The following is a 14,810-nucleotide window of genomic DNA, read 5'->3' as shown; positions in this document are numbered from 1 at the left end:
CCGTTGATGGCGATATTCGCGCCGGTGAGGAAAGCCGCTTCGTCGGATGCCAGATAGGCAACCAGGCCCGCCACTTCCTCCGGCTTGCCGAGACGGCCCATCGGGATTTGCGGGATGATTTTGCTGTCGAGCACTTCCTTGGGGATGGCCATCACCATCTTGGTGCCGATATAGCCCGGCGAGATGGTGTTGACCGTGACGCCCTTGCGCGCGACTTCCAGTGCCAGCGCCTTGGTGAAGCCGTGCATGCCGGCTTTCGCTGCCGAGTAGTTGGTCTGGCCGAACGCGCCCTTCTGGCCGTTGACGGAAGAAATGTTGATGATGCGGCCCCAGCCGCGGTCCGCCATGCCGTCGCAGACCGGCTTGGTCATGTTGAAGACGGAATCGAGGTTGGTCCTGATCACCGCATCCCAATTGACCTTATCCATCTTCTTGAACGTCATGTCGCGCGTGATGCCGGCATTATTGACCAGCACATCGACCGGGCCGATTTCCTCGGTGATTTTCGTGATGCACGCCCGCGCCGAATCAAAGTCCGCGACGTCGCACGGATATGCACGGAAATTGAAACCCTGCTGCGCCATCGAGCTCAGCCACTCCGCGGCCTTGGTGTTGCCGGGTGAATGGGTAGTGACAACCTGGTAGCCGAGCGCAGCCATCTTGATACAGATTGCTTCGCCAAGACCCCCCATACCGCCTGTGACCAATGCGACTCTTGCCATGTTCGTTTCTCTCTATGTCGAATGCGATGAAAAAACTGCCAACCATCGGGGAAACGGCATGCCAGAAGCGCTTCGGACGACGTCGCCGAATGCTGCCCACGAACCGTGCGCATCTCCCCTTTTTGCGCCGTGTCGCTTAACGCTCCACAGCCAATGCAACACCCATGCCACCGCCTATGCACAGGCTGGCAAGGCCGCGCTTGACGTCGCGGCGAATCATTTCGTGCAGCAGCGTGACGAGGATGCGGCAGCCCGATGCGCCGATCGGGTGGCCGATCGCGATGGCGCCGCCGTTCACGTTGATCTTGCTGGTATCCCAGCCCATTTCCTTGTTGACGGCAAGCGCCTGCGCGGCGAACGCCTCGTTGATTTCCATGAGTTCGAGGTCCTGGTGCGTCCAGCCGGCCTTCTTCAGGCACAGCTGCGTAGCCGGAACCGGGCCCATGCCCATGATGCTCGGATCGACGCCGGCGGAGGAATACGCCTTGATGCGCGCCATCGGCTTCAGGCCAAGCTCGTCGGCCTTCCTGGCCGACATCATGATGACGGCCGCTGCGCCGTCGTTGATGCCGGACGCGTTGCCGGCGGTGACGGTGCCGTCCTTGGCAAAGGCGGGACGCAGGCTGGCCAGCGAATCGAGCGTGACGCCCGGCTTGATGAATTCATCGGTGTCGAAGGTGACCGTGCCCTTTTTCGAGGCAATCTCGAAGGGAATGATTTCATCCTTGAACTTGCCGGCCTTCTGCGCGGCTTCCGCCTTGTTCTGCGAGGCGACGGAAAACTCATCCTGTTCCTGGCGCGAGATGCCGTACTTCTTCGCGACGTTCTCGGCGGTGATGCCCATGTGGTACTGGTTGTAGACGTCCCACAAGCCGTCGACGATCATGGTGTCGACCAGCTTGGCGTCGCCCATGCGGAAGCCGTCGCGCGAACCGTTCAGCACGTGCGGCGACGCGCTCATGTTTTCCTGGCCGCCGGCGATGACGATTTCCGCGTCGCCACTCTTGATCGCCTGTGCCGCGAGGTGCGTTGCGCGCAGGCCGCTGCCGCACACCATATTGATCGTCATGCCCGGGACCATGTCAGGGAGACCGGCGCGGATTACCGCCTGCCGCGCAGGGTTCTGGCCCACGCCAGCGGTCAGGACCTGTCCCATGATCACCTCGCTCACCTGATCCGGAGCGATGCCGGTCTTTGCGAGCAGAGTCTTGATCACATGGGCACCGAGGTCCGAGGCAGCGATCTTGGCCAGGCTGCCGCCGAATTTCCCGACGGCGGTGCGGCCTGCGGCGACGATTACGACATCATTCATTTCAATCTCCCTCAAAACGACAAACAATACGGTGGCGATTCCAGCGGCGACTTCGCCGGGCGCCTCGCGGCGAGCACTGGAACCGTGAAAAAATTAGCTTTCTATCATAACGTTCGACACTGTCATCACGTTTGATCTGACGCAATCGCGGCGGCGAGATAAAAGTACGAACGTACGTACACACCAAGCCAGGCGCGCCGTCGCACCCTGTGCGCACTATAGCAAGATTCAACGCGGCATCCGAAAATCATGCCGGTGGAACGACGAGAATATGCCCGTGCAAAATGACGGGAGCATGAATGAGATGAAGAATGTTGGATGCGCGGCGTGTGGTCAGCACTCTTGCAAATGTTCGCTGTCATGCAGGCGTGCAGGTGCGAGTTGCGGACGCGCCGGTGTCGATGATGGCAATGCGATGACGGCATTCGGCGCAGGTACAGCGTTCTCCACCTTGAAGATCGCGACCGCCTTGCCGAGCGTCATTGCCTGGTCCTGCATGCTGTGCGCAGCAGCAGCGGCCTGCTCGACGAGTGCGGCATTCTGCTGCGTCATTTCATCCATCTTCGCAATCGACCGGCTGACCTCTTCGATGTCTGCGCTTTGCTCCGCGCTCGCGGCGGTGATCTCGCGCATGATATTGGCGACGTGCATCACGGACTTCACGATGTCATCCATGGTCTTGCCGGCCTGATCGACCAGCTTGCCGCCGGCATCGACTTTCTCGACCGAATCGTGGATCAGGTCCTTGATCTCCTTCGCCGCGCTCGCGGAGCGCTGGGCAAGATTGCGCACTTCCGTGGCAACCACGGCAAATCCCCTGCCCTGCTCGCCGGCACGCGCCGCTTCCACAGCGGCATTGAGCGCCAATATGTTGGTCTGGAAAGCGATACCATCGATCACGCCGATGATGTCGACGATCCTGCGCGAGCTGCCCTTGATTGATCCCATCGTGCCGACGACTTCACCGACCACTTCGCCGCCTTTCACCGCGACTTCGGATGCGGATACCACGAGACTATTCGCCTCTTTCGCATGCGCCGCATTCTGCTTAACTGCTGCGGTCAGTTGCGCCATGGAGTCGGCCGTTTCCTGCAAGGCGCCTGCCTGCGTTTCGGTGCGTGAGGAAAGATCAGCATTGCCTGCGGCGATGTCGCGCGATGCGACGGTGATCGAATCGATGCTGAGGCGCACGTCGCGCACGATCCTGTGCAAGCCGTCGTTCATGTCGCGCAGAGCGAGCAGCAGCTGGCTGACCTCATCCTTGCCGGAGACAGGGACTTGCGCTGCCAGCTCGCCGGCGGCGACGCGTCGCGCGACCTGCACCGCGTCATGCAAGGGAGAAGTGATGCTGCGCGTCGTCGCCCAGGCGAGAACGCCGCCCGCTGCCAGTGCGATCGCGCCAATGGCAAACAGCACGTTCATCAACTGCTTGCCGGATTCCACCGTGGCATCGAGCACATGATGCGCGGCGGCCTGCTGGATGTCGACCAGCTGATTGATGTCGGCCAGCGCCTGCTGGTTGAGCGGATCGATACGGCTTGCGATCAGCTTGATGGCATCTTCGCTGTTGAATGCGCCGATCAGGCGGATGGCTTCCTTGAAGGGCACGTCGGTTTCCACATCGAGCCGCGCGATGTCGGCGAGGAGTTTCTTTTCCGTTTCGGTCAGTCCCAGCGCAATCAGCCTGTCGCGCGCTTCGGCGAAGCGCTTGCGCAGCGTCTTGACCTTTTCCTCTTCGCGCTGCATGGCCGTGATGTCGGATTGCAGGCCGATATTGCGCATTGCAATGCCGCCCTCCAGCAAGGCACTCTTGATGCTTCCCGCCAGACTGCTCTTGGCATTGCTGACTTCCAGTCCGGCGATCATCGCTTCACGGTTGCGCGTGCTGATCAGGTTGTCGGCGGCGAGCACCACGATCAGCATCGCGAGCATGATGCCAAAGCCGATGGCGAGCCGGGTGCCGATGCGCAAGCTGCGAAAGTTCATGATTTCTCTCCCGGAACCCGAGGAAGGCTGCCGTGCAATGAGTGTTGACGGTTAGCAGGCTGTTGGAAACCGTATGCGTGCGCACTGTAACAGCACTATGCCAATACAAAGCACCGAATATTTGCGAGAGAGCCAATCAATGTTCGGCAGGCGACAAGGGGGTCAATCAGGACGGCCGCATCCGCGCAAGGCGGGGCAGCGTTCGGGAATGGCGAGGGGGACGAAGGTATTCGTCAGGTGCGTTTCAGGCGGTCGACCAGGTCGAGCAGGCGCGGCTTGACTTCGTTGAGCAGGAATTCCTTCGAAATCGTGAAGGCCGGGCCGCCGCAGTTGATACTGAGGATGGACGATCCGTTGGCGGGACGGAAGGCGACCGCGATTGCGTTCACGTCCGGCTGCCAGTCGCCGAACGAAGTGCAGCAACCGATGGTCTTGTATTCCTCCAGCGAACGCATGACGCCTTCGCGAATGGCGGGCCACTTGGTCTCGTCGAATTCGCGTGCGCGTTCGAGGATCTCATTGCGTTCCGCGCTGGACGTTTCCGCCAAGTAGGCGCGGCCCATGGCGGTCAGCGCGATCGGGATGCGCGCGCCGACATCGAGACGCAGCGTCAGCGCAGCCTGGCTGCGGCAGTTTTCCACGTAGATCATGCTGAGGCGGTCGCGCATGCCCATGGACACCGTGGCGTGCGAAAAATCGGCCAGCTCCTGCATATAGGGTCGCGCGAACTGACGGATGTCGAGCTTGGACAGCATCGCGCTGCCGAGCGCGAGGCTGGCGGTGCCGAGGCGGTATTTGCCGATCTCGTCGACGTATTGCAGGTAACCCAGCTTGGTCAGGGTGTAGGTCAGGCGCGAAACGGTCGATTTCGGCAGCTTGGTGCGCTCGGCCAGTTCTTGGTTGCCGAGCAGCTTTTCACCCGAACGGAAGGACGACAGCACGTCCAGCCCGCGCGCGAGCGCGGTGACGAAGTGCCTGTCCTCCTTGGCATTGGATTTCTTCTCGGCCGGCACGTGATTTTCGCTCGATTGTTCCGCCATGGCTGTCTGGTCTTCCGGTGCGACCTCGTCCGCTGCGACAAGGAAATTCAAGGGCTGTTTCAAGAGCTGTTTATCGAATTGCTGCGGCATTATCCTAGCCTTCGAGCGCAAAGTACAGATCATGCAATTTTGCCACGTCGACTTCCGACGCCGGCTTGTCCATCACCACGCGCCCGCTGCGCATCATGTAGACGCGGTCGGCCAGCTTCAGCGCCATGTGCGTATTCTGCTCGACCAGGACAATGGTCACGCCTTCCTGTTTGAGCCTGGCGAGGATGTTGAAGATTTCCTGCACGATCACCGGCGCCAGGCCGAGCGAAGGTTCGTCGATCAGCAAGACGCGCGGTTCGGCCATCATGCCGCGCGCCATCGCGACCATCTGGGCTTCGCCGCCCGAGAGCGAGCCGGCAAGCTGCTTGCGGCGCTCCTTCAGGCGAGGGAACAGCGCATAGGCGCGCTCGATGTTGTTCGACATCGAGGCCCGCTTCTGCTTCGGGAAGGCGCCCATGATCAGGTTTTCCTCGACGCTCATGTCGCGGAACACGAGGCGGCCTTCGGGCACCAGCACCACGCCCTGGTCCGCCATGTCCCAGGTGCGATGCTGCGCCAGCGAGGCGCCGCGCAAGGTGATGTCGCCCTGGCTCGGCGTCACCAGGCCCATGATGGTTTTCAGCAGCGTCGATTTGCCGGCACCGTTGGGGCCGACGATGGACGTCAGCTGCTTCTCGGCGAAGGACAGGTTGACGTCCCACAGCACGTTGATGGCGCCGTAACCGGCGCGCAGGTTGCGGATCTCAAGCATGGGCGTCTCCTGTATAGCTCTTGATGACTTCGGGGTCGCGGAATACGGCGTCCGGCGCGCCGTCGGCGATCACCTTGCCGAAATTGAGCACCACCACCCGGTCGCACAGCGTCGAGACGGTTTCGATGTCGTGTTCGATGATCAGGATGCCGATCTTAAATTTCTTGTGCAGGTCTTCCAGCTTGGCGGTGAAATAACGCTTGCCGGTGGTTTCCAGGCCGGCCAGCACTTCATCCAGCAAAAGCAGTTTCGGCTCCGTTGCCAGCGCTTTCGCCACTTCCAGGCGCTTGAGTTCCTGCAGCGCGAGGTTGGTGGCGGCATCGCGTTCGGCTTGGGCCGACAGATCCATGAATTCCAGGATTTCGTCGATGCGCTTTTGGTCCACCTTGCCGTTGCCGAAGCGTTGCGCGACGATCAGGTTTTCGCGCACGGTCAGTTCGTGCATGGGCTGCGGAATCTGGAAGGTGCGTCCGATACCGATGCGCGCACGGGTGTGCAGCGGCTTCCCGCTGATTTCAGTCCCGTCGAAAGAGACGCTGCCGGAAGTCGGTTTGACCAGGCCGGAAATGGCATTGAACAAGGTTGTCTTGCCGGCGCCGTTGGGGCCGACCAGGCCGACCACCTGATCCGAGCCCATGGAGAAGCTCACATCCTTCAGCGCGACGAGGCCGCCGAACTGAATCGTGATCTTATCGAGCTTAAGCATGCTGGCCTCCCGTATTGCGTTTCTTGAATACCGTGAGCAGGCCGTCGGGTGCGAACAGGATCATTGCGGCAAGCACGATGCCCAGCACGATCTGGTGACCGGAGGACAGGACCGCCTTGAAGAACAACTGGTCGACCAGGTAGATCACGATCGCGCCGACCATCGGGCCGGTGATGGTGCGGTAGCCGCCGAAGATCGCGGCGACGATGGGCAGCACGCTCCAGGAACTGTTGAAGGCGTAGTCCGGTTCAAGGAAGTTGATGATGTGCGCGTTGAAGGCGCCGATGATGCCGGTCATGAAGGCCGACAGCAGCAGCATCCAGGACTTCAGCAACACGCTGTTGACGCCCACCACGCGGGTCGCGTCCTCGCTGTCGTGCATGGCGCGCAAGGCAATGCCGTAATGGCTCTTGCGCACCCAGGCGTACACCACGCAGAACAGCAGCACGATGGTCAGGCCCAGCAGGTAGGGACCAAGGCCGGTCAGAAAATCGGCCTGCACCAGGCTCGGCAACCCCGGAATCGACGAGATGCCGGCCGAGCCGCCGGTGAGCGACGTGAACTCGGTGGCGAGGATCTTGAAGATGTGGGCATAGGCAAGAATCGCCAGCGCGAAATACGGCCCGGACAGGCGCAGCGCGGGCAGCATGGCCAGCGATGCAATCGATGCAACCACGCCGCCGGCCGGAATCGCCAGCAGCACCGGAAATCCCGCCTTCATAGTGAGCAGGGCCGAGGCATACGCGCCCATGCCGAAGAAGGCCGCATGGCCGAAGCTGACCATGCCGCCGAGATTGCCGAGCAAGGCCCAGGGCACCGCGACGCCGGCCACGATGAGCGAGGACACCGTCAGGCTGAGGATATAGCTGTTGTCCTTCAGGAAGAACGGCACGACCAGATAGAGCAGAGCGATCGCCACCCAGATGAGTTTTTTCACTGATTTTTCCATTGCTTTATCCCCGCCGCTTCTTGGCGCCGAACAAGCCGTTCGGCATGATGAACAATACGATCAGGAACAGCAGCATGCCCGCCAGTTCCTGCAGTGCGGAGCTGAACAGCGTGACCGTCATCGCTTCCGTGATGCCGAGCAGGAAGGCGGCCAGCACCACGCCCGGCACCGAGCCGACCCCGGCCAGCACCGTGATGATGAAGGCCTTGACCGTCAGCGAGTGTCCGAGCGGCGGCGAAATCACGCTGCTCGAATAGATGGCGATGCCGGCAATCGTCGCCAGCACGCCGGCCACGAGGAAGGACGCCAGTTCGACCTTGGATGGATTGATGCCCATCAGCTTGGCCGCGTCGCGGTTGGATGACACGGCGCGCACCGCGCGGCCGTACCAGCTGCGCGACAGCCACCAGCCGAGTACGGCGGCCACGCCGATGCTGACGAGGAAGAACAGCAGCTCGCTGAACATGCTGTACAGGCTGCCGATCTGCACCGCGTCCTGCATCGTCGCGTTGCCGGTGGAGCGGATGTCGCTCGACCAGAACAGCAGGACGGCATTGGTGAGGATCATGCCGAGCGCGAAGGTCAGCATGAGCGAATTCAGTTCGCGGTTGCGCTTGATGCGCGATACCAGGAAGTAGACGACGGCGGAACAGGCGCACACGATCACCAGCGCCAGCGGCAGCGACAGCATCGGATTGACGCCGAAGCGGCTTTCCACCGTATAGGCGATATAGGCGGCCAGCAGGACCAGTTCGCCATGCGCCAGATTGATGATGCGCATGGTGCCGAAGGCGAGCGTCAGGCCAAGCGCAATGAGCGCATAGACGCCGCCGACCAGCATGCCGGAGTAGAGGGATTGCAGGATGAGTTCGGACATGATTTGTCTGGAAAACGGTTTGGGTCCGGCGCGCAGGCGTTCAATGCAGCATGCGCCGGTCACGCGTCGCGCGAGCATCCCCTCTCCATGGAGCAAGCGGGATGCGCGCGATGTGAATCAGGTGTGTGCCCAGGCAGGTGCTTGATTCAGCACGCCTGACCGATTTACCAAGGTACTGCCGGATACTTCAGCGGACCGGTGGCCTGATATGCCGGCGACACGATTGCGATCTTGCCGTTCTGATGCTGGCCCATGCGATGCTGGAAGTTGGGGTTGTCGCCGGCGGCATTGAAGGTCACCTTGCCGATCAGCGTCTCGCGATTCGTCTTGCGCAATTCATCCGACAAGCCGCCCTTCTTCAGACTGCCATTGTCGGCAGCACGCGCGATGGCCTCGAACAGCAGGGACGCCTTGACATAGCCGAACTGCGCCAGGTAATCGACGTCCTTGTTGAACATCTTCTTGTAGGTGTCGGCGAACTGCTTGCCTTCAGGCGTCTTGTATTCGACCGGGAACGGCAGCAGCGCCGTGCCGATCACGTTCGGCATCAGGTCGGGGAAGTCGGATGCCATCTTGGAGGTGGCCAGCGACCAGACACCGACGACCGATTTCACTTCCGGCTTGAGCACCTTGGCGGCGCGGATGATGCCGACGTAGTCGTTTTCATAAGCGCTCATCAGGAGCACGTCCGGCTTGTCCTGCAGCTTGATCTTGTTGATGATCGGCTTGAAGTCGGTGATGGCCGGATCGAACGCGTGCGTGGTGACCTTGAAGCCTTTGCCGCCGAGATCCTTTTCGATGCTCTTGGCCAGGTCGGTGGTCGCTTCCTTGGTGGAGTAGACGATGGACACTGATTTCGCCTTCATTTCCTGGAGCAGGTTTTCGATGGCAATTTCGTAGCCGCGCGTATTGTTGATGCGGAAGAAGGTTTTGTAGCCGCGCTTGGTCAGGTCGTCGTTGACGCCGCCTGCAGTGATATAGGTCAGGTTGTGACGGTTGGAGGCGTCCGATGCCGGTCCGATGATGTTGGAGCCATAGCCGCCGATCACGGCGACCACGCCTTCCGAGGCGAGCTTCTCGACGGCGGCGACCGCTTTGGCCGGTGCCGACTCATCGTCGATGGTGACCATCTTGATGGTGTGCTTGCCGTTGCTCTTGTTGAAGATCTCGACGGCGGCCGCGATGCCTTCGTTGAAGCCTGCGCCGGAACGTGCCAGCGTGCCGGTCAGCGGCATGTGCGCGCCGACCTTGAATTCTTCTGCGCTTGCAGTCGCGACGAGCATGGCGGCGCTGATGGCGACGCCTAGTTTGGCGACACTGCTTAATTGAAATTTCATGTCTCTTCCTCTCGTGTGAAAAACGCTTGTTTCAGGAATGCTGACGCCCGGCGGACGGGCGTTGTACAGCGAGTTGCTGCAACTCTTTCTTCAGAACCTTGCCGGTCGCAGCGGCCGGCAAGTGATCGAGAACGACGATCTCCGAAGGAATCTTGTAGGGGGAAAGATTGGCTTTCAGGTGCGCGCGCAACGCATCGAGCGTGAACGACCCGGTCTGCGAAATTTCGATGAAAGCGACGACTTCTTCGTTGCCTTCGACCTCGCGTCCGACCACCGCCGATTGCACGACATCGGGATGGGCGTTGAGCACCTGCTCGACTTCGACCGGGTAGACGTTGAAACCGGAACGGATGATCAATTCCTTGCTGCGGCCGGCGATGGTAATCGCGCCGTCCGCTTCACGGCGCGCGAGATCGCCCGTGCGCAACCAGCCTTCCGGCGTCACGGTCTGCGCGGTCAGTTCCGGCGCGCGGTAGTAGCCCTTCATCACATTCGGTCCGCGCACCCACAGCTCGCCGACGCCCTCTTCGCTTTGCTCGGCGGCGTGCATCCGGATTTCGATGCCGGGGATGGCCGGACCGACCGAGCAATCGCTGCGAGGATCGTCCAGCCGGGTCTGGCAGATGGAGGGCGAGGCCTCGGTCATGCCGTAGCCGTTATGCAGCGTGATGCCGAAGGTTTTTTCAAACGCCTGCTTGAGCGCCAGGGTCAGCGGCGCGCCGCCGGACTGGGCAACACGCAAATGCGGCGCGTGCAGAGGCGTCCCGGTGTTTTCGCTCCATTCCAGCAGCTTGGCATACATGGCCGGCGCGCCGTGCATCACCGTGATGCCCTGCTCCGCCAGTGCCGCTGCAAGCGCTTCCGGTTGGTAGCGCGCGACCAGTCGCAATGCCGAGCCACCGATCAATGCGGCGACCAGCAGCGATGACAGTCCGTAGACATGCGACAGCGGCAGCACGCCGTAGATGACGTCGCTGGGAACGATGCGGCGCATCCGGCAACTGTTGGCGCCGACAAACAAAAGGTTGGCGTGGGAGAGCATCACCGCCTTGGGCGCGCCGGTCGTGCCGGAGGTATACACCATGGCCGCAACCTGATCGGCGGCTGCCTGTTGCACGGGTTCGGGAATGGCTTGCTCGTTCAGAGGACCAAGCAGAAGACTCCCGATGGCGGGCCAGTCGACCGCCTGCGCGCCGCGCTGCTCGCCGTGCGCCTTGGCCTGCGGCGAAACGCTACTGAAATACAAGGCGCGACGGGCGCCGGAATGGGACAGGAAGTTGTCGATTTCACGCGCGGAGAGGCGCGCATTGACGGTCGCGGACCACGCATCGAGCCGGCTGACGGCCAGGATGCACACGGCAAGCGCCACGCAGTTTTCCCCGACCAGCAAGACCCTGTCGCCCGGGCGCACGCCGGCGTCGCGCAGACGCTCCGCCGCCGCTTCGACCGCTCCACCCAGGGCGCCGTAGGTAATCGCGGACCGATCATCAATCAGCGCCAGCTTGTCGGCGCAGGTTTCGGTCCAGGGTGCAAACGCTTCGTGAATGCGGCGGGGCGTAGCAGCCGGTTGCACTGCTTGGATCATTCCGTCTCCTTGTCTTATTTGCAAAGTGCCTCGATCGGGGCGGGCTTGCGCATGTCCGGCGACGGACGCAAACGGCGTACCGGTTTCAGGCCGACCCCGAAATGTTTCCAAAGGTACTTCAGGGTGCAGATACTGGCATATTCAAAATGGAATTGCAACGATTTTTGCAGAATATGATGCTGCACTGCAGAACAATTATGAAAAATGCAAAATGTGCATTTACACAAGGATGCTGTCTTCTTGCTGCCATCTTTGATGATCCACAGAGATAACAAATGAAATCTTGACAGTCCGACGCAAAAAGCAATACAGTTCCATTTTAAATGATGTTCTTCTGCATTGCAGAACTGTAGAAATTCCCTCAATACTCAGGAGCCTTCGCATGCAAACCGTCTTTCTCCCCCCGCCCGACTCGCAGCAACTGGTGGTTGGCCTTGTCGGATGCGGGGTGATGGGAAGAGGCATTGCGCAGCTTGCAGCGCTCGCCGGCGCGCAAGTGCGCTTGTGCGACAGTCGCGAGGGCGCGGCAGGCACGGCCCGTCAGGAATTGCTGGCAACCTTTGGCAAACTGAGCGAAAAAGGCAAGCTGGATCAGACGGCTGCCACCGCGGCCGCCGGCCGCTTGCAGGTTTGTGACCGGCTGGAAGACCTGGCCGGCTGCCATGTGATCGTCGAAGCGATCGTGGAAGACCTTGCCGTGAAGAAGGCGCTCTTCAGCAATCTGGAAATCATCGCCGGGCCGGACGCGATCCTGGCAACCAATACTTCGTCGCTGCCGGTCACCGCCATTGCGGCCGGCCTTCAGCATCCGGAGCGTGTCGCCGGCTTCCATTTCTTCAATCCGGTTCCGCTGATGAAGATTGTCGAGGTCATCGGCGGGTTCCTGACCAGGCCGGAAATCACCGACTATCTGCTGGCCCTCGGCCGGCATTGGGGCCACAACGCCGTGCGCGCCAAGGATACGCCCGGCTTCATCGTCAACCATGCGGGTCGCGGCTACGGCACGGAAGGTTTGCGCGTGCTGGCCGAAGGCATCGCATCGGTGCCGGTGCTGGACAACATCCTGCGCGATACCGCCGGCTTCCGCCTCGGCCCTTGCGAACTGCTGGACCTGACCGGACTGGATGTGTCGCATCCGGTGATGGAATCGATCTACCACCAGTATTACGAAGAGCCGCGTTTCCGTCCGCAGGTGAATACGCGCCAGATGCTGACCGCCGGCGCGCTCGGCAAGAAAGTCGGCCACGGCTTTTATCGCTACGGCGCCGACGGCAAGAAGGAAGCGATTGCCGAGCCGGCGCAGGCCACGCAACTTCCGACCAGCGTCTGGCTCAGCCATGACCGCCCGGAACTGGCCGAACGCGTCGCGGTGCTGATCTCCGCCGCCGGCATTCCCATCGAAACCTCCGCCCGTCCCAGCGACTCCGCCCTGTGCCTCGTCACGCCGCTGGGCGAGGATGCGACCACCTGCTGCGCGCGCGAAGACCTCGACGGCCGCCGCACGGTCGGTGTGGAAAGCCTGTTCGACGCGAGCCGCCGCCGCGTGCTCATGACCACGCCGGCTACCACCGCCGACTATCTCACCATGGCCTGCGGCCTGTTCGGCGCCACCGGCGTCCCGGTCAGCGTGATCCGCGACAGCGCCGGCATGGTGACGCAGCGCGTGGTGGCGCACATCATCAACATCGCCTGCGAAATCGCGCAGCAGGATATTGCCGATCCGCTCGACATCGACCGCGCCGTCACACTCGGCCTCGGTTATCCGCTCGGCCCCCTCGCCTGGGGCGACGCACTCGGCCCGACGACCGTACTTGCCATTCTCAAAAACCTCGAACAGCAAACCGGCGACCCGCGCTACCGTCCCAGCCCCTGGCTGCAGCGTCGCGCCTTGCTCGGCCTGTCGCTACTTCACAAGGAGATCTGATTCATGCTCGACGCCTATATCTACGATGGCTTGCGTACCCCGTTCGGCCGCCACGCCGGCGCGCTGGCGCCGGTGCGCCCCGATGACTTGGTCGCGGAAGTCATGCGCGCTCTTGTCGCGCGCAATCCGTGGAAGCCGGAACAGATCGAGGACGTGATTCTCGGCGATACCAACCAGGCGGGCGAAGACTCGCGCAACGTGGCGCGCAATGCACTGCTCGCCGCCGGCCTGCCATATTCCGTCCCGGGCCAGACCGTCAATCGCCTGTGCGCCAGCGGCCTGGCGGCCGTCATGGATGCGGCGCGCGCCATTACCTGCGGCGAGGGCGATCTCTATGTCGCCGGCGGTGTCGAAAGCATGAGCCGCGCACCTTTCGTGGTCGCCAAGTCGGAAGCTGCGTTCGGCCGCGACTTCAAGGTATTCGATTCGACCATCGGCGCACGCTTCCCGAATCCGAAGGTCACCAAGGAATACGGCGCGGACACCATGCCGGAAACCGGCGACAACGTGGCCAAGCAGTTCGGCATCAGCCGCGAGGAAGCAGACGCCTTTGCACTCGCCTCGCAAATGAAATATCACGCCGCGCTGCAGGATGGTTTCTTTGCCGGCGAGATTCATCCGGTCAGCGTGCCGACCGGACGCAAGACGCCGCCGGTGCTCGTCGACAAGGATGAACATCCGCGTCCGGAAACCACCGCGGTCAGCCTGGAAAAGCTCAAGCCGCTGTTTGAAGGCGGCGTCGTCACCGCAGGCAATGCATCGGGCATCAATGACGGCGCAGCCGCCCTGCTGATCGGCAGCCGCGCCGCCGGCGAACAGGTCGGCAAGGCACCGATGGTGCGCATCCTGTCCGCGGCAGTCGCCGGTGTCGAGCCGCGCATCATGGGCATTGGCCCGGTCGACGCCATCCGCAAGGCGCTCGCACGCGCCAACCTGTCGCTCACCGACATGGACGTCATCGAAATCAACGAAGCGTTTGCCAGCCAGGTGCTGAGCTGCCTCAAGCTGCTCGGCGTGTCCGGCACCGACTCGCGCGTCAATCCGAATGGCGGCGCGATTGCGCTCGGCCATCCGCTCGGCGCCTCCGGCGCGCGTCTCGCCCTGACGGCAAGCCGCGAACTCGCACGTCGCAACGGTCGCTACGCGGTGGTCAGCCTGTGTATCGGCGTCGGCCAGGGTCTGGCAGTCGTCCTCGAAAGAATCTGAAACCGGAGCCATCAATGAAAAGCAAAGTGCAATTCCACTGGGACGACCCGCTGCTGCTGGACCAGCAACTGACGAATGAAGAGCGCATGGTGCGCGACGCGGCGAATGCCTACTGCCAGGACAAGCTGCAATCGCGTGTGCTGGAAGCCTTCCGCAATGAAAAAACCGATCCCGCCATCTTCCGCGAAATGGGCGCGCTCGGCCTGCTCGGCCCGACCATCCCGGAACAATACGGCGGCCCCGGCCTGAACTACGTCAGCTACGGCCTGATCGCGCGCGAAGTCGAACGCGTCGATTCCGGCTACCGCTCGATGATGAGCGTGCAATCCTCGCTGGTCATGGTGCCGATCTTCGAATTCGGCAA

The 14,810-nt window shown here is 62.0% G+C and carries 13 protein-coding genes; 3 read left to right on the top strand and 10 right to left on the bottom strand.

The annotated features are described in order from the left end of the window. From phbB to VJ651_RS05610, 10 genes are all read right to left on the bottom strand, one after another. The coding region (phbB, locus tag VJ651_RS05655; RefSeq protein WP_324106498.1) for an acetoacetyl-CoA reductase at nt 1-722 on the bottom strand (722 nt) is incomplete at its 3' end. 136 nt (nt 723-858) lie between these two features. Beyond that, nucleotides 859-2,034 (bottom strand): acetyl-CoA C-acetyltransferase, encoded by a 1,176-nt coding sequence (locus tag VJ651_RS05650; RefSeq protein WP_324106497.1) that lies wholly within the window; start codon nt 2,032-2,034, stop codon nt 859-861. Nucleotides 2,035-2,367: 333 nt separating this feature from the next. Further along, nucleotides 2,368-4,020, bottom strand: a complete 1,653-nt coding sequence (locus tag VJ651_RS05645) for a methyl-accepting chemotaxis protein (protein WP_324106496.1) — start codon at nt 4,018-4,020, stop codon at nt 2,368-2,370. Between the two features lie 233 nt (nt 4,021-4,253). After that, nucleotides 4,254-5,060 (bottom strand): IclR family transcriptional regulator, encoded by an 807-nt coding sequence (locus VJ651_RS05640; protein WP_136418761.1) that lies wholly within the window; start codon nt 5,058-5,060, stop codon nt 4,254-4,256. Nucleotides 5,061-5,154: 94 nt separating this feature from the next. Then, nucleotides 5,155-5,862 carry an ABC transporter ATP-binding protein gene (locus VJ651_RS05635; protein ID WP_324106495.1) on the bottom strand — a complete coding sequence of 236 codons (708 nt, stop codon included), beginning with the start codon at nt 5,860-5,862 and terminating at the stop codon, nt 5,155-5,157. Beyond that, the gene (locus VJ651_RS05630; RefSeq protein WP_324106494.1) at nt 5,855-6,568 is read right to left on the bottom strand and encodes an ABC transporter ATP-binding protein; all 714 of its coding nucleotides are present in this window, start codon (nt 6,566-6,568) and stop codon (nt 5,855-5,857) included. The genes VJ651_RS05635 and VJ651_RS05630 overlap by 8 nt, the downstream gene beginning before the upstream one ends. Beyond that, nucleotides 6,561-7,505: a branched-chain amino acid ABC transporter permease gene (locus VJ651_RS05625; RefSeq protein ID WP_324106493.1), complete on the bottom strand. Its 945-nt coding sequence runs from the start codon at nt 7,503-7,505 to the stop codon at nt 6,561-6,563. The genes VJ651_RS05630 and VJ651_RS05625 overlap by 8 nt, the downstream gene beginning before the upstream one ends. Before the next feature lie 16 nt (nt 7,506-7,521). Further along, entirely contained in the window at nt 7,522-8,472 is a 951-nt protein-coding gene (locus tag VJ651_RS05620) for a branched-chain amino acid ABC transporter permease (RefSeq protein ID WP_324106492.1), read from the bottom strand. An 86-nt stretch (nt 8,473-8,558) separates the two neighbouring features. Next, nucleotides 8,559-9,731 (bottom strand): ABC transporter substrate-binding protein, encoded by a 1,173-nt coding sequence (locus VJ651_RS05615; protein ID WP_324106491.1) that lies wholly within the window; start codon nt 9,729-9,731, stop codon nt 8,559-8,561. A 31-nt stretch (nt 9,732-9,762) separates the two neighbouring features. Then, nucleotides 9,763-11,316, bottom strand: a complete 1,554-nt coding sequence (locus VJ651_RS05610; RefSeq protein ID WP_324106490.1) for a class I adenylate-forming enzyme family protein — start codon at nt 11,314-11,316, stop codon at nt 9,763-9,765. A gap of 382 nt (nt 11,317-11,698) precedes the next feature. On the opposite strand from VJ651_RS05610, the gene VJ651_RS05605 reads away from it, so the two are divergent. The 3 genes from VJ651_RS05605 to VJ651_RS05595 all read left to right on the top strand — a co-directional run. Continuing rightward, the gene (locus VJ651_RS05605; protein ID WP_324106489.1) at nt 11,699-13,240 is read left to right on the top strand and encodes a 3-hydroxyacyl-CoA dehydrogenase; all 1,542 of its coding nucleotides are present in this window, start codon (nt 11,699-11,701) and stop codon (nt 13,238-13,240) included. 3 nt (nt 13,241-13,243) lie between these two features. Further along, a complete protein-coding gene (locus tag VJ651_RS05600; protein WP_324106488.1) occupies nt 13,244-14,446 on the top strand; it encodes a 3-oxoadipyl-CoA thiolase in 1,203 nt (400 codons plus the stop codon). Nucleotides 14,447-14,460: 14 nt separating this feature from the next. Continuing rightward, nucleotides 14,461-14,810: acyl-CoA dehydrogenase family protein (locus VJ651_RS05595; RefSeq protein WP_324106487.1), on the top strand; the 350-nt coding region annotated here is incomplete at its 3' end.

Source organism: Noviherbaspirillum sp. (assembly GCF_035254865.1).
Lineage (GTDB): Bacteria > Pseudomonadota > Gammaproteobacteria > Burkholderiales > Burkholderiaceae_D > Noviherbaspirillum.
Note: the sequence above shows the minus strand (reverse complement) of the source record. Positions and strands in the feature narration are given on the sequence as shown.